Here is a 16268-nt window from a genome sequence, read left to right on the forward strand (position 1 = left end):
AAATGCAAAGATAATCATTTGATTAACGTTTTGCGAATTCTCGTTTAGATTGTTAAGATTTTAGTTTTTTCAGAGGGTTTTGATTTGTACTTTTGTGGAAAATCAACACAATGAATTTTTTCTCTTCAGAATTTAAGCTAGGTATTCTTGGTGGTGGACAACTTGGTAAAATGATGCTTTACAATACCAGAAAATTTGACATCCACACTAAAGTACTGGATGCTAGCAACGAAGCACCTTGTAAAATTGCATGCGACGAGTTTCAACTTGGTGATTTAATGGATTTTGATGCGGTTTACAATTTTGGAAAACAGGTTGACGTTTTAACCTTTGAGATTGAAAACGTAAACACAAATGCACTTGAAGCTCTAGAAAAAGAAGGCGTAAAAGTATACCCTTCTTCAAAAACTTTGAGAACCATTCAAAATAAAGCAACACAAAAACTGTTTTATAAAGACCATAACATCCCTACAGCCGATTTTACTCGATTCGCTTACACTTCTGAAATTAAAGAAGCTATTCACAATGGAGGCTTACAACTCCCTTTTGTATGGAAAAGCGCTCAGTTTGGTTATGATGGTAATGGTGTAAAAGTTGTAAGGGCTATAGAGGATTTAGAAGGTTTGCCAAATGTTGAGTGTATTGCAGAAGACATGATTCCTTTTAAAAATGAACTGGCAGTTATTGTGGCTAGAAATGTTGATGGTAATATCAAAACTTATCCAGTAGTTGAAATGGAATTTCATACTGAAGCCAACCAAGTGGAATATGTTATTTGTCCTGCACGAATTGATGACACTGTTGCGCAAAAAGCTCGTGAAGTGGCTTTAAATGTTTCAAAAGCATTTAACCATGTTGGACTTTTAGCGGTTGAAATGTTTCAGACTAAAAACGATGAGATTTTGGTTAACGAAGTAGCACCAAGACCTCACAACTCGGGTCATCAAACTATTGAAGCGAGTTACACCTCACAGTTTGAACAACACTTACGTGCTATTCTTAATTTACCATTAGGACAAACAGATAGTAAAGTTGGTGGAATTATGGTAAATTTGGTAGGAGCCGAAGGTCATACAGGAGATGTTGTTTATGAAAACATTGCTGAAATAATGAAACTAGAAGGTGTTACACCTCATATATACGGAAAAAAACAAACACGTCCGTTTAGAAAAATGGGACATGTAACCATTGTAAATGAAGATATAAACGAAGCAAGACGTGTAGCTGAACAAGTAAAGAAAACCATTAAAGTTATAAGCAAATAAACTATGAGCAAAGTAGGAATCATTATGGGAAGTAAAAGCGATTTGCCTGTTATGCAAGACGCTATTGACATACTTAAAGGATTTGATATAGATATAGAAGTTGATATTGTTTCGGCTCATCGTACACCTGAAAAACTGTTCGATTACGGTAAAAACGCACATACAAGAGGCATCTCAGTAATTATTGCTGGAGCTGGTGGTGCAGCACACTTACCTGGTATGGTAGCTTCTTTATCTCCACTACCTGTTATTGGTGTTCCTGTAAAAAGCAGCAACTCTATTGATGGTTGGGATTCTGTTTTATCTATTCTGCAAATGCCTGGTGGTGTTCCTGTTGCAACTGTGGCTTTAAATGGTGCAAAAAATGCAGGAATTTTAGCTGCTCAAATTATTGGTAGCTCTGACCAATGTGTTCTAGATAAAATAATGGTTTACAAAGAAGGTCTGAAAGCCAAGGTAATAGAATCTGCTAAAGATTTATAACAAAAAAACCTCGACAGAAAGCCGAGGTTTTTAACGCTATTAATCAATTATTTCTTTAAAGAGCTCTCTTTAAAACTCTTATGAAAAATCTGCCGCAAAGATAAAATTATATTTTAAATAAAAACCTAAAAAAAAAGTTAATATTCAGTATTTCAATTTCTTAGTAGGAAAAATATCACACGGATTTTAACAATTAATAGCACTTAAAATGAATATTTTAAACAAACCCTTTGACACTCAATTTCATACTGCTCCGTTTTCAAAAATAAAGAACGAAGATTTTCTGCCTGCAATTAAAAAAGGCATTGAAGATGCAAAAGCAGAAATTGATGCCATAACCAATAATCCGGAAGCACCAACATTTCAAAATACTATTGAAGCTTTAGATTTTTCAGGTGAACAGTTAGATAGAATCTCAAGTATTTTCTTCAATTTAAATTCTGCTGAAACCAACGACGAAATCCAAAAGATTGCTCAAGAAGTTTCACCTTTATTATCTGAATTCAGTAACGATATTACTCTAAACGAAACGTTATTTAAACGTGTTAAAGCGGTGTACGATGCCAAAGACAGTTTAGATTTAACAACCGAACAGTTAACACTTCTTAATAAAAAATATAAAGGGTTCTCTAGAAATGGAGCCAATTTACCTGAAGACAAAAAACAACAGCTTCGCGATATTGATAAAGAATTAAGTAAACTAAAACTAAAATTTGGCGAAAACGTATTGGCTGAAACCAACAAATATGAGCTTCACATTACTAATGAAGCCGATTTAGACGGTTTACCAGAAAGCGCCAAAGAAGAAGCCAAACAAACTGCTGAACAAAAAGGTAAAGACGGTTGGATGATTACCTTACAATATCCAAGCTACATACCATTTATGACCTATGCTAAAAATCGTGAGTTGCGTAAAAAACTAGCTTTAGCTTTTGGAGCAAAAGGGTTTAACAATGATGCATTAGACAATCAAGACATTGTTTTAAAAATTGCCAAACTACGCCATCAACGTGCTAACTTATTAGGATATAAAACGCATGCGCATTTTGTTTTAGAAGAGCGTATGGCAAAAAATCCTGAAACTGTAAACACCTTTTTAAACGATTTATTAGAAAAGGCTAAACCAGCTGCCGAACGTGAATTTAAAACTTTAAGCGATTTTGCCAAAGAACTAGATGGTATTGAGCAATTACAAAAATGGGATGGTGGTTATTATTCTGAAAAATTAAAACAAAAGCTATTCGATTTAGATGACGAAAAGCTAAAACCATATTTCAAACTTGAAAATGTTATTAATGGTGTGTTTACCATTGCCGAAAAATTATACGGTTTACAGTTTGAAGAAATCAACACGATTGATAAATACCACGACGATGTGCTTACTTACAAAGTAACTGATAGCGACGGTAATTACATTTCGATTTTTTATGCTGACTTTTTCCCAAGAGCAGGAAAACGTAATGGTGCGTGGATGACTGTTTACAAACCACAGTATGTGAAAAATGGCGAAAATAGCAGACCTCACATTTCTATAGTTTGCAACTTTACCAAACCTACAAAAACCAAACCTTCACTTCTAACCTTTAATGAAGTTACTACGCTTTTTCACGAGTTTGGTCACGCTTTACATGGTATGTTAGCCAACACTACCTACCCAAGTATATCTGGCACAAGTGTGTTTTGGGACTTTGTAGAATTACCAAGTCAGGTATTAGAAAACTGGTGTTACGAGAAAGAAGCTTTAGAGCTGTTTGCAACACATTATGAAACTGGAGAAGTGATCCCAATGGATTTAATTGAAAAAATAAAAGCTTCAGCTACGTTTCATGAAGGTATGCAAACTTTACGTCAATTAAGTTTTGGGTTACTGGATATGAGTTGGCATGCTAACGAAGCACCAGAAACAATAAATTCAGTAAAAGCGCACGAACAAAAAGCATTTGAGAACACTAAACTTTATCCTGATGTTGCTGAAAATTGTATGAGCACCTCATTCTCACACATTTTCCAAGGTGGATATTCATCTGGTTATTACAGTTACAAATGGGCTGAAGTATTAGATGCTGATGCTTTTGAGTTTTTTAAGGAAGAAGGCATTTTTAGTAAAAATGTTGCACAGAAGTTTAAGGACAATGTGCTTTCACAAGGAGGTACTGAAGACCCTATGACGCTTTACAAACGATTTAGAGGGAAAGAACCTCAACCTGAAGCACTACTAAAACGTGCAGGTTTGATTGAGAAGTAAAAATTATGAAGAGCCAAAGTTAATCTTTGGCTCTTTTTTTATGTTTAAATGCTTGTTCTATATACTTTTTGTCTCTTTCTTCCTTTGACTTCTTAACCAAGTTCATTACTTCTTTTAAAGAATCGACAGATTCATCATAAGATGGGTTACCTCCTCTTATATCTTTCTGTAATAATTTAAAAATCTCAACAGCAGTATCAGTTAATTTTTCTAATATCTCAAACTTGTCTTTGGAATATACCTTGTATAATTCTCCGGTACTAGTATCTATATGCACCAATGAAGTATCTCTTTCTTCAATTAACCATTCAACTTCTTTCTTCACCGAGTCTAACAATAAGTTAACTTGTTGATAACAAATATCAAAATCACCTAAATACTTATTTAACACATAATAAAAATTATTATTCTCTTTATAATGTTTATACTTTTTCTTAAGCCCTTTACCTTTATAATTGGGTATAATATATAATTTACTTAAATCTATAACAATATTGGTTCTTATAGCACTCATCGCATTTAACAAAAAGTTATTCGCAACACTATAATTACTTATGAAAAATCTCAAATAAGAAACTCGTTTCACTATAATATCAATAATTACTCTTTGAGTTGACAAGTGTTCATTTAATGTTCTTTCTTGTTCTGAAATCATAACCTTTTAAAAATTAACATTTAAACTTAATGATTTTTTAGTTGTCATTTCTCAAATCACTTATAAAACAAAACTTTTTTTACTGCTTACATTTAAACAAATTAAATTTCAATAATTTTTGAAAGTTTAAAATATTTTATATATTTGCTCTATGGAATATCAAGAAGCAAAAGAAAAATTTATTAGCACTTGGGGAAGTTTAGGTTCGCTTTGGGGAATAAATAAAGCCATGGCGCAAATTCAAGCACTGCTTTTTATTTCCACAAGACCCTTGTCTATGGAAGACATCATGGAAGAACTTAAGATTTCTAGAGGCAACACTAGCATGAACTTAAGACAACTGATGGATTGGGGAATTGTAACCAAAGAAATTATTCCTGGAGAGCGTAAAGAATATTTCACTACCGAAAAAGACGTACAAGAATTAGCACGAATTGTCGCTAAAGAACGTAGCAGACGTGAAATTAAACCAGTCGTTAAAATACTAAAAGATGTATCATCTATAAAAGATGATGGCACTGAAAAAACTAAAGAACTTATAAAACAAACAAAAGCATTACATGAACTAACCGACACAATGGATACTATGATAAACAAAGTGGTAAACCAGCAACAAAATTGGTTAACAAAGTCGTTACTTAAACTCTTTAAATAAAAAAAATTTAAATCATACTTTCAAAAATTATTGAAAGTTTAAAATACTCAAAACATGAAAATATTATACTCAGTTAACAAAGCGGTTTTAATAATAACCATTCCACTATATCTAACTATATACTTAGGGCTTTACGCTCAAATAGTTCTTGGTGTAGTACAAGTACTTAGCTCATTTTTACTTCTCTTTTTTTGGAAGAGCATTTCAAAGAACAATAAAAACAAACTATACATGTATTGGATAATAATAATCTTATATGGATTAGGGTGGTTTATAGACTGGGAGAGTTTAAAAAGTCTTTTCTTTTTCATATTTACAGTTATAATAATCCCTGTAGGTATTGCTATTGCTTTTGTCATATTATTAAATAGAATAAAAAACGATTATTCACTAAATAAATTAAAATGAAAACAATAATAATAGCAGGTGGAAGTGGGTTTCTAGGTAAAGTGCTTGAAGATTACCTTGCCCAAAAAGGGTATTCTGTTAAAATACTGACTCGAAAACCAAAAAAAGAAAATGACATTTACTGGAATGCAAAAGATATTGGAAAATGGGTAGACGTTTTAGAACATGCTGATGCACTAATCAATCTTACAGGAAAATCAGTTGATTGTAGGTATACAGAAAAAAACAAGAAACTAATTTACGACTCTAGAATAGACTCAACTTATGTTTTAGGCTTAGCTATAAACTTATGCGAAAACCCTCCAAAAGTATGGATGAATTCATCTACAGCTACAATTTACAAGCATTCATTGCATAAAGAAATGACAGAAGAAAATGGAGAAATTGGTAATGATTTTTCAATGAACATTGCAAAGTCTTGGGAAAAGACATTCTTTTCAGTTATCAACCCAAAAACAAGAAAAATAGCATTGCGTACTTCAATTGTATTAGGAAAAAATGGAGGCGCTTTAGTTCCTCTAAAACGTTTAACAAAATTTGGTTTAGGAGGCAAACAAGGTAATGGAAACCAAAAAGTAAGTTGGATACATGAATTTGATTTTGCTAATGCAGTTGAATTTATATTAAACACTGAAACTTTACAAGGCAAATTCAACTTAAGCGTACCTCATCCTACAACAAACTCTGTTTTAATGAAATCTTTAAGGAAAATATTAAAAGTCCCTTTTGGATTATCTCACCCAAAACCCATATTAGAATTTGGAGCAAAATTAATTGGTACTGAAACCGAGCTTGTCTTAAAAAGCAGGAATGTTATTCCAAAACGGTTAATCGATAATGGTTTTAAGTTTAAACACCCAAAAATCGAGAATGCTTTACACGACTTATTGACTAACTAATTTACATTAATTAATATTATTTAGCTATTTTTGACTAAATACTTGAAAAAGAAACATGCCTAACCATACACTAAATCCTGATAATTGGATTGACAACTATTCCGATTATCTTTTTAACTATACCATATCGCGTGTAAACGACCGTGAAATGGCTAAGGATTTGGTTCAAGACACTTTTTTTGCCGCATTAAAATCAATGAAAAACTTTAAAGGCGATGCCAACGAACGTACTTGGTTAATTGCTATTTTGAAGCGAAAAATTATTGACCATTACCGCAAGACAAACTCTAAAAAAGGACAAGCCGAAGTACGTATGTCTTACAACTCCGATGAAGCTGAAGGCGATTGGCTTGAAGAACGCGTTTCGGACCCATTTGATAAAACTGCGGAAGACAAACTTGAAAACGAGGAGTTAGGCGATGCCATTTACAACTGTTTAGGCAAGCTACCTGAAAAACAAGCTAATGTTTTTAAAATGAAAACCATAGAAGGATTAGATACTGAAACTATTTGTAATGAATTAAACATTACTGCGTCTAACCTTTGGGTAATTATCCATAGAGCCAGAAATGCTATGGCTGAATGTTTAGAAGAAAATTGGTTATAATAACAACAAATGAAAAAAAGTGTACTGTTTATATCGTGCGAAGAAGCAAAACAAATTTGTGATAAATCACAATATGGAGATGCTACTTTTTGGGAAAGAATAAAGCTTACAATACGCTTATCTTGGTGTAGAGTAACAAGAGCTTATACAAAACGAAATAAATCGCTTACAAAAACCATAAAGTTTTCGGATGTGGAATGCTTAAAAAAAGAAGAACGTCAAGCGCTTAAAGATCAATTAAGTCAACAGTTGAAAAACCAAAACCAATAGCAACCACAAAACAGGAATGCCTTCTACAAAAAAGGCACTGTAATATTTTGATTGTTCTTTTTTAGCCAACACAACACTTAGCAAAGTAATTGCAGTAACTACCAATAAAACCAGTAGATTCATTAACTGTATATCATCTTTTAAATAGTCCAAAAAGAAGAACACCATAAGTAACAACACACCTATCACTTTAGTTTTTTTAACTCCTATTTGCTGCGGAATTGTTGCTAGCTTTACACTATCATACTGTAAATCTCTTATTTCAAATGGTAACATCAACACGAGGACAAATACAAAACGCTGAATTGCTGTAATACTCACATCCCAATTCATTAAAAAATCTGCATTCGCAAGCGGCAAAAACACAGTAACACCACACCAAACTAAAGCTATCACATACACCTTAAGACCACTTAAACTTCTTAAATTTTGTTTCTCATCAAGAAAAATCTTTTTGGGTAAAAATGGGATTGCATATAAAAATGTAACAACTCCAAAAACTGAGATATATACTAATGTTGTTTGCTCCAACTGAAGAACATAATAACACATCAATAAAAAACAAACCAACGAGAATAATTGAATATATTTCAACCACTTTGCCAAACTTCTATGATGAAACTTTGCTAAGCCAAAAAACTTCACAAAATTATATCCTGTAATTGAAGCAAAGAAGATGAAAAAAAGGACATTTTTATCATAAGGCAATTCAAACTCTAAAAGTGTAATCCACGCTAACGAAAACACTGATAAAGCCACATGAATACTGCTATTGATATAAAAATCAAAAATACGCTTCAAAACCTTCATATAACAAAAATAGTCAAAGTGTTAATAACAGTTGTATTTGGTTAAAAACTTTCATTTTCATTAACAAAAAAACATGAATAATTCCGTAATTTTGCGCTTCAAAACACAACATAATTTTAATGAATACAAACGCTTTCGCACTTCGTCATATTGGTCCTAGAGAAGACGACCAAAAAGAGATGCTAAAAACCCTTGGTGTTGACTCTTTAGAACAACTAATTTATGAAACCATTCCTGATGATATTCGCTTAAAAAAAGAATTGAATCTAGATGAACCAATGACTGAACATGAATACAATATTCATATTCACGAATTATCAAAAAAGAATAAGGTTTATAAAACATACATAGGTTTAGGATACCATCCAACTATTTTACCTGCAGTTATTCAGCGTAATATTTTAGAAAATCCAGGTTGGTATACTGCTTATACGCCTTACCAAGCCGAAATTGCTCAAGGTCGTCTAGAGGCTTTATTAAATTTCCAAACTATGGTTACTGACCTTACAGGTATGGAAATTGCAAATGCATCTTTACTTGACGAAAGTACTGCTGCTGCTGAAGCTATGAGTTTGTTATTTGCAGTAAGAGAACGCGACCAAAAGAAACAAGGCGTTAACAAGTTTTTTGTTTCTGAAAATATTTTACCGCAAACACTATCGTTACTAGAAACAAGATCCACTCCTATTGGTGTAGAAATTGTAGTAGGCAATGAAGATGAGTTTGATTTTTCTTCGGAATTTTTTGGAGCTATCCTTCAATATCCTGGAAAAAACGGAGAGGTTACTGACATAAAATCTTTCATTTCAAAAGCTAACGAAAACCAAATTAAAGTAGCTGTAGCTGCTGATATTTTAAGTTTAGTTAAACTGGAAGCTCCAGGGCAATTTGGAGCTGATGTTGTTGTAGGTACTACCCAACGTTTTGGAATCCCAATGGGTTATGGTGGACCACACGCAGCATTCTTTGCAACTAAAGAAGCCTACAAACGTGATATTCCTGGTCGTATTATTGGTGTAACAAAAGACACTAATGGCAACAGAGCTTTACGTATGGCGTTACAAACACGTGAGCAACACATTAAGCGTGACAAGGCAACATCAAACATTTGTACTGCTCAAGTATTATTAGCTGTTATGGCTGGAATGTACGCAGTATATCATGGTCCTAAAGGGCTTAAATTTATCGCTAACAAAGTTCACAATTCAGCTTCAACACTAGAAAAGGCATTAAAAAAATTAGGTTATAAGCAAGCTAATACTTCTTACTTTGATACGCTTCAAATAAAAACTGATGCTAAAAAACTAAGAAAGATTGCTAAAGAGAAAAAAGTAAATTTCTTCTATCCTGATGATAACACAGTAACTATTGCGTTAAACGAAACAACATCAGTAAGAGATTTAAATTATATTATTGCTGTTTTTGCAAAAGCTGCTAAAAAAGAGGCTTTCGAAATTTCTTCAATTTCTGAAGACGTTAATATTGCTGAAGATTTACAAAGACAATCAGAATTTTTAACGTTAGATGTTTTTAACACTTACCACTCAGAAACTGAGTTGATGCGTTATATAAAATCTTTAGAGCGTAAAGACTTATCATTAAACCACTCGATGATTTCTTTAGGTTCTTGTACCATGAAACTTAATGCAGCTGCAGAAATGCTGCCTTTAAGTATTTTTAAATGGGCAAATATTCATCCTTTTGTTCCTAAAAAACAAGCTGAAGGTTATCTTACGGTTTTAAAAGAACTAGAAGATCAACTTACTGAAATTACTGGTTTTGCAGCCACTTCCTTACAACCAAACTCTGGTGCTCAAGGTGAGTTTGCTGGACTTATGGTTATAAAAGCATATCACGAATCTCGTGGAGATCATCATAGAAACATTTGTTTAATTCCGTCGTCTGCACATGGTACCAATCCTGCAAGTGCAGTAATGGCAGGAATGAAAGTTGTAGTTACTAAGTCTACTGACGAAGGTAATATTGACGTTGATGATTTACGTGAAAAAGCTGAATTACACAAAGACAATTTGTCTTGTTTAATGGTTACTTACCCTTCAACACATGGTGTTTACGAATCTGCGATAAAAGAAATTACTAAAATTATCCATGATAATGGCGGACAAGTTTATATGGATGGAGCAAACATGAACGCTCAAGTAGGGTTAACAAACCCTGGAAACATTGGTGCAGATGTATGTCATCTTAACCTTCATAAAACGTTTGCTATTCCTCATGGTGGTGGAGGTCCAGGAGTTGGACCAATTTGTGTTGCTAAACAACTTGTACCTTTCTTACCAGGAAATCCAATAGTAAAAACTGGTGGTAAAAAAGCTATTACAGCTATTTCAGCTGCACCTTTTGGTTCTGCGTTAGCATGCTTAATTTCTTATGGATATATTAAAATGCTTGGTGCAGAAGGTTTAACTCAAGCTACCAAAATTGCCATTTTAAATGCCAATTATATCAAACACCGTTTACAAGGAAGTTTTGATACACTGTATTCTGGTGAACGTGGTAGAGCAGCTCATGAAATGATTGTAGACTGTAGAGCGTTTAAAGCCAATGGAATTGAAGTGGTTGATATTGCAAAACGCTTAATGGATTATGGATTCCATGCACCAACAGTATCTTTTCCTGTGGCAGGAACAATGATGATTGAACCTACTGAAAGTGAAAGCAAAGCTGAAATGGACCGCTTTTGTGACGCTATGATTTCTATTAGAAAAGAAATTAGCGAAGTTTCTAAAGAAGACGACAATAATGTCTTAAAAAATGCACCACACACTTTAGAGTTAGTTACCTCAGACGAGTGGTTACTACCTTACTCTAGAGAGAAAGCTGCTTTTCCTTTGGACTATGTAAAAGACAATAAATTTTGGCCTTCAGTAAGACGTGTTGACGATGCTTATGGAGACCGTAATTTAATATGTACTTGCGCTCCAATTGAAGAATATATGGATGCATAATACGATGTTGAACATCGTAAAATAATCAGATAATAAAGACGCCTTTAATTTACAGCTAGTATATTTGTTATATTAGTAAAAATTAAAGGCTTTTTTCTTTTATGAATATAAAAATTACAGGTACTGGAAGCTATATTCCTGATACCATTGAAAAAAATGAAAACTTTCACCAACACCAGTTTTTAAACACTGATGGCTCAGAAATTAATCATCCTAACGAAGTTATTGTTGATAAATTTAAAGCCATAACTGGTATTGCTGAACGTAGATATGCAAAACACCATTTAACAGCATCTGACCTTGGGTTCTTTGCTGCCGAAAAAGCTATTGCTAACGCAAACATAGACCCTGAAACTCTAGATTATATCATAGTATCACACAATTTTGGCGATGTTAAACACAACACCATTCAAAGTGACATTTTACCATGTTTAGCAGCAAGAATAAAACACAGCTTGCGTATTAAAAACCCAAAATGCGTTGCCTATGACATTCTTTTTGGTTGTCCTGGTTGGGTAGAAGGTGTTATACAAGCTAATGCATTTATTAAGGCTGGTATTGCAAAACGTTGCTTAGTTATAGGAGCTGAAACTTTATCGAGAGTGGTTGATAAGCACGATAGAGACTCTATGATTTACAGTGATGGAGCTGGCGCAACAATTATAGAAGCTACTAATGATGAAGGCGGAATTTTAGCACACGAAAGTGCTAGTTTTACTTATGATGAAGCTTACTATTTATTCTTCGGAAACTCAAACAATCAAGACCTTTGTAGAGACACACGTTACATTAAAATGGATGGTCGTAAAATTTACGAATTTGCTTTAAGCAATGTTCCAAGTGCAATGAAAGCCTGTTTAGACAAAAGCGGTATAGATATTAAAGAGGTTAAAAAAATATTCATCCATCAAGCCAATGAAAAAATGGACGAAGCCATACTAAAACGTCTTTACAGATTGTACAAAACTGAAATTCCTGAAAACATTATGCCAATGAGCATTCACAAACTTGGAAACAGCTCAGTTGCAACCGTACCTACACTTTTTGACTTGGTAAAGAACAATAAATTAGAAAATCATAGTCTTACAAAAGGAGATATTATTATGTTTGCAAGTGTTGGTGCAGGAATGCACATTAACGCTATTGTTTACAAATATTAATACAACGCACTAAGCACATATTTAAAATGAACTTTAGAGTGTTATAATCTTTGTAAGTTTTTTAAATTATTGTTTCATCAAATGAGATTCCCACTTTCGTGGGAAATATTATGTACGAAGGAAAATTTCCACACAAGAGATATAAAATAACTTTAGAGTTCTTAAAAAAGCATATTAAAACACCTGCCTCTGTTTTGGATTTAGGTGTAGAAAACCCATTTACAGAAATTATGAAAGCAAATGGGTTTTCTGTTGAAAACACTTCTGGTATTGATTTAGACGAAGACACTTCTGAAATTGAAAACGCCAATACTGATGTGGTAACTGCTTTTGAAATTTTTGAACATTTGCTTTCACCTTACACTGTTTTAAAGTCTATAAAATCAGATAAATTAGTAGCTAGCATTCCTTTAAAATTATGGTTTGCTTCTGCTTACAGAAGTAAAACAGATATGAGAGATCGTCATTACCATGAGTTTGAAGATTGGCAGTTTGATTGGTTATTAGAAAAAACAGGTTGGAAAATTATAGACTCTAAAAAATGGACCAATCCAACAAAAAAAATAGGGATTAGACCCATATTACGTTGGTTTACACCAAGATATTACATTGTTTATGCTGAAAGAGTTTAACTTTGAATACTTAATATTTCAAATTTTTGAACTTTTATATCGTCATACCAGCTCATAATGAAGAAGATTGCATTGCGCAAACTTTGGAGTCGTTAGTAAATCAATCAGTTTTACCTAAAAAAGTGGTTGTAGTTAACGATAACTCTACAGACAAGACTGAAGCTATAGTCTCTTCCTTTTGCTCAAAACACTCCTGGATAACCCTTGTAAATTACAAATCTTCTAACACTCATCTTCCGGGTTCAAAAGTAATAAACGCCTTTTACCAAGGCTACAACACGCTAGACGATAACTACGATGTAATTTGTAAGTTTGATGCAGATATTATTCTTCCTACCAATTATTTAGAGTGTATAAAAATGGTTTTTGAAAGTGATAAATCTGTTGGAATTGCTGGAGGTTTAGCCTATATAAAAAAAGAGCATGAATGGGTTTATGAAAACATTGCCAACAAAACGCATGTTCGAGGACCATTTAAAGCTTACCGAAAAGCTTGCTTTAAAGCTATTGGTGGTTTAAAACCATCGATTGGTTGGGACACTGTAGATACTTTACTCGCTAAATACCATAATTGGAAAGTGGTTGTAGACGAGTCGCTTTGTGTAAAGCATTTAAAACCTACAGGAAATAGTTACAATAAAGCCTCTAAATACTTACAAGGTGAAGCCATGTATAAAATGCGTTATGGTTTTGTAATTACATTAATTTCGGCATTAAAACTATCTTATAAAAAAAGAAGTTTTGCTCTATTTAAAAATTACTTAGTAGGCTATTTTAAAGCAAAAAAAGCACGCAAAGCGTTCTTAGTTTCTAAAGATGAAGGGAAATTTATACGACAACTACGTTGGAAAGGAATAATAGGCAAACTCAAACAATAAACTTAGAAAAAGTAGGTATTACAACAATACAAAAGACAATTTTTAATCAAAACTCCACGCTTTGTAACTACTTGAAGCCTCTAACCTATTTTCAATAGCGTCATCTAGTTCTGGAAAAAAATCAATTCCTGTTAACGCTTCTAAAGAATCTACCGAAACCACAAACTCATACAATGGTTTATTAGAGTTTTCATGAGGCATCAAAAACGCTATCATTTTTGTATTACCAGTATTATTATCAATAAGTACTTTGTAAAACTGATTAGGAACTGCTACGCGCTCTTCTCCTATAGTTTTTAAATTACCTTTTAGCACACCTCCAGAAACCACATATACACCATCATACTTACTAGCCCAATAACGCACTTTTTGCTCTAAAGTATTCCAAATACCAGAATTAAACGCATGTTCTTGCGGACTAATATTACTGGTTAAAAATGTTTCATCATGAGCATACTTACTGTATTTTCTATCTCCTGCAGGACATAAATGCCCTCGATCATACCCTGACTTTTTATAATTGCGCCAATGTGCTGCTCCAGTTTTTACAGCTTTATCAATTTCAAAATATGGTCGTTTAAAATTAGTGTTTGATAAATGCGATTTTTTCAACTCATAAGCCACCCATTCAGCTTGCTCGTGAGGTTCACTGTAAGATAGCGAGTAACCTTCATGATGTACTATTTGTCCTGTTGTGCTTGTTGGCAAAAAGTATTCGTTAGTATCTGTTTTTACAGTTTCTCCTTCAGATACTATTTCGGCTACTTCTTGTTCTTTTAAAAAGTGCTCGTAGCCTAAAACTCCAAAAATGATGATTATTGCAATTACAGAAGAAACTATTTTTTTATTCATTCTATTTCGTTTAACAAGTCCTGTGCTTTTTCGTGATTGTAATATGAATTAGAAATAATGATATTCAAAACCTCTTTAACCTCATCTATTCTCTCCTGTTTGAGATACAGTAAAGCAGTATACCAATAGCTTATACTATCATAAGTAGATTCATTATTTTTGAGCTGATCAAAAGTTACCTTTGCCTCTTGATACAAACCTAATTCTGTTTGTGCTATCCCAATATAAATATACAATAATGCATTATTGGTTTCAGACTCTAAAAAAGGTTTAAAAACAGCTAATGAAGCTTCATACTCTCCCTTTTCAAATAAATGCTGAGCTTGCACAAGCTGATGTTCAGTTTCATTTGTAGAACCTCTAGTAACAAAGGAAGGCAAGCTATCATAACCGATATAGTTATTGTACAATTCTTGATTAGAAACATTTTGACTGAAGAAAAATTGAAACCCTAAAAAAACCACTACCAAAGCCGCTACTATATAGTAATACAGATTTTTATTGATTCCCTTATGTGCTTGTTTTTGATTAGAATATAGCCTATCAATAGTAAGTTTCAACTCTTGTATGTCATTATCCTGCAATGCTTCTTTATACTCTTGCACCTCTGAAGAAGAATTATCTATAAAACTCCATTGATCTTCACTTAATGTATTAAAAGCTTGCTGCTCTAACTTAAATTCAGCTTCAAATTGAGCATCAGAATCTAACCGTTCTAAAAAAGAATCTTCCTCTTCTTTTGACAAAGTACCTTTAAGGTAGTTTTCAATTAAAATAAAATCTTCTTCTTTCATAACTTATGCAAAGCCTTAAAACGCTTATCTTTTTTAATTATCTCTTTTAATTTAGTTTTACATTTAAAAACACGCTGTCTCGCAACTGTTTCTGAATTATACTTTAGCTTTTCCACAATATCACTATAAGATGATTTAGAAAAGTATAGTTTTAAAACGAGTCTACAGTTTTCAGATAAAAGTTTTAGGCTTTCAGAAAACAATTCCCAACGCTTTTGTTCTAAAATTGCCATAGCAATATCTTCATTTTCATCTCTTAGTTCCATTACTCCATCTTTTGTTACCTTAATTTTTGATTTATTTAATTCTCTACGCCATAAATTTTTACAAACTGTAAAAAAATAAATATCAAAACTTGAGTTTATGACAAACTTTTCTTTTTTGTATCTCACAGCCAATTGAAGTAAAGCTTTTTGAAAAACATCTTCTGCATCAACCTCTTGCCCTTTATTATTTAAAACAAAAGATTTTACTTTATAAAAATTATTTTTATAGATAGCTAAGATAACTTTAGTATCGTTTTTTAATAGAGCCTCTAAATACTGGGAATTACTTATCACGCCATTATTAAGTTATGGTAACAAAAATAAACTTTTATAAACTATGAGCAGAAAAGTTTTTTAAAGTCTAAACTGTAATGTCAAGCTGAAAACTTCTACACCTAAATAACTTTAGGAGATTAAAGT

At 32.8% G+C, this 16268-nt stretch carries 16 protein-coding genes; 11 read left to right on the plus strand and 5 right to left on the minus strand.

Going from position 1 to position 16268, the window contains the following annotated elements:
- The first annotated feature begins 110 nt into the window (after positions 1 to 110).
- The 3 genes from OD803_RS09170 to OD803_RS09180 all read left to right on the plus strand — a co-directional run bounded on the left by OD803_RS09170 (position 111) and on the right by OD803_RS09180 (position 3993).
- Positions 111 to 1265: a 5-(carboxyamino)imidazole ribonucleotide synthase gene (locus tag OD803_RS09170; protein ID WP_262733195.1), complete on the plus strand. Its 1155-nt coding sequence runs from the start codon at positions 111 to 113 to the stop codon at positions 1263 to 1265.
- A gap of 3 nt (positions 1266 to 1268) precedes the next feature.
- Positions 1269 to 1748, plus strand: coding sequence for a 5-(carboxyamino)imidazole ribonucleotide mutase (purE, locus tag OD803_RS09175; RefSeq protein ID WP_129761468.1), 480 nt, complete (start codon positions 1269 to 1271; stop codon positions 1746 to 1748).
- A gap of 208 nt (positions 1749 to 1956) precedes the next feature.
- On the plus strand, positions 1957 to 3993 hold the full coding sequence (locus OD803_RS09180) for a M3 family metallopeptidase (protein ID WP_262733196.1): 2037 nt from the start codon (positions 1957 to 1959) through the stop codon (positions 3991 to 3993).
- A gap of 19 nt (positions 3994 to 4012) precedes the next feature.
- Here OD803_RS09180 and OD803_RS09185 read toward each other — a convergent pair whose 3' ends face one another.
- Positions 4013 to 4648 carry a hypothetical protein gene (locus OD803_RS09185; protein ID WP_262733197.1) on the minus strand — a complete coding sequence of 212 codons (636 nt, stop codon included), beginning with the start codon at positions 4646 to 4648 and terminating at the stop codon, positions 4013 to 4015.
- A gap of 151 nt (positions 4649 to 4799) precedes the next feature.
- On the opposite strand from OD803_RS09185, the gene OD803_RS09190 reads away from it, so the two are divergent.
- From OD803_RS09190 to OD803_RS09205, 4 genes are all read left to right on the plus strand, one after another.
- Positions 4800 to 5303 carry a GbsR/MarR family transcriptional regulator gene (locus OD803_RS09190; RefSeq protein ID WP_262733198.1) on the plus strand — a complete coding sequence of 168 codons (504 nt, stop codon included), beginning with the start codon at positions 4800 to 4802 and terminating at the stop codon, positions 5301 to 5303.
- A 404-nt stretch (positions 5304 to 5707) separates the two neighbouring features.
- Positions 5708 to 6610 carry a TIGR01777 family oxidoreductase gene (locus OD803_RS09195; protein ID WP_262733199.1) on the plus strand — a complete coding sequence of 301 codons (903 nt, stop codon included), beginning with the start codon at positions 5708 to 5710 and terminating at the stop codon, positions 6608 to 6610.
- A gap of 55 nt (positions 6611 to 6665) precedes the next feature.
- Positions 6666 to 7217: a sigma-70 family RNA polymerase sigma factor gene (locus OD803_RS09200; protein WP_262733200.1), complete on the plus strand. Its 552-nt coding sequence runs from the start codon at positions 6666 to 6668 to the stop codon at positions 7215 to 7217.
- 9 nt (positions 7218 to 7226) lie between these two features.
- Positions 7227 to 7487 carry a hypothetical protein gene (locus tag OD803_RS09205; RefSeq protein WP_262733201.1) on the plus strand — a complete coding sequence of 87 codons (261 nt, stop codon included), beginning with the start codon at positions 7227 to 7229 and terminating at the stop codon, positions 7485 to 7487.
- Here the strand turns inward: OD803_RS09205 and OD803_RS09210 are convergent.
- Entirely contained in the window at positions 7455 to 8297 is an 843-nt protein-coding gene (locus OD803_RS09210; protein WP_262733202.1) for a hypothetical protein, read from the minus strand. The two genes, OD803_RS09205 and OD803_RS09210, sit on opposite strands and share 33 nt — an antisense overlap.
- 119 nt (positions 8298 to 8416) lie before the next feature.
- Between OD803_RS09210 and gcvP the strand changes: the two genes are divergently transcribed.
- The 4 genes from gcvP (at position 8417) to OD803_RS09230 (ending at position 13936) form a co-directional block, all read left to right on the plus strand.
- Positions 8417 to 11266 carry an aminomethyl-transferring glycine dehydrogenase gene (gene gcvP, locus OD803_RS09215; protein WP_262733203.1) on the plus strand — a complete coding sequence of 950 codons (2850 nt, stop codon included), beginning with the start codon at positions 8417 to 8419 and terminating at the stop codon, positions 11264 to 11266.
- 101 nt (positions 11267 to 11367) lie between these two features.
- A complete protein-coding gene (locus OD803_RS09220; RefSeq protein ID WP_262733204.1) occupies positions 11368 to 12426 on the plus strand; it encodes a 3-oxoacyl-ACP synthase III family protein in 1059 nt (352 codons plus the stop codon).
- Positions 12427 to 12536: 110 nt separating this feature from the next.
- Positions 12537 to 13058, plus strand: a complete 522-nt coding sequence (locus tag OD803_RS09225; protein ID WP_131508077.1) for a methyltransferase domain-containing protein — start codon at positions 12537 to 12539, stop codon at positions 13056 to 13058.
- Positions 13059 to 13084: 26 nt separating this feature from the next.
- Positions 13085 to 13936, plus strand: a complete 852-nt coding sequence (locus OD803_RS09230) for a glycosyltransferase (protein WP_262733205.1) — start codon at positions 13085 to 13087, stop codon at positions 13934 to 13936.
- Between the two features lie 42 nt (positions 13937 to 13978).
- Here OD803_RS09230 and OD803_RS09235 read toward each other — a convergent pair whose 3' ends face one another.
- Genes OD803_RS09235 through OD803_RS09245 form a run of 3 tightly spaced genes read right to left on the minus strand, consistent with a single transcriptional unit; the run spans position 13979 to position 16142 of the window.
- Positions 13979 to 14788: a DNA/RNA non-specific endonuclease gene (locus tag OD803_RS09235; protein WP_262733206.1), complete on the minus strand. Its 810-nt coding sequence runs from the start codon at positions 14786 to 14788 to the stop codon at positions 13979 to 13981.
- Positions 14785 to 15582 carry a tetratricopeptide repeat protein gene (locus tag OD803_RS09240; RefSeq protein ID WP_262733207.1) on the minus strand — a complete coding sequence of 266 codons (798 nt, stop codon included), beginning with the start codon at positions 15580 to 15582 and terminating at the stop codon, positions 14785 to 14787. Before OD803_RS09240 ends, OD803_RS09235 begins: the two co-directional genes overlap by 4 nt.
- Positions 15579 to 16142, minus strand: a complete 564-nt coding sequence (locus tag OD803_RS09245; RefSeq protein ID WP_262733208.1) for an RNA polymerase sigma factor — start codon at positions 16140 to 16142, stop codon at positions 15579 to 15581. The genes OD803_RS09240 and OD803_RS09245 overlap by 4 nt, the downstream gene beginning before the upstream one ends.
- Positions 16143 to 16268: the final 126 nt, after the last annotated feature.

The organism is Gaetbulibacter sp. NE, from assembly GCF_025548475.1.
Taxonomy (GTDB): Bacteria; Bacteroidota; Bacteroidia; order Flavobacteriales; family Flavobacteriaceae; genus Gaetbulibacter_B; species Gaetbulibacter_B jejuensis.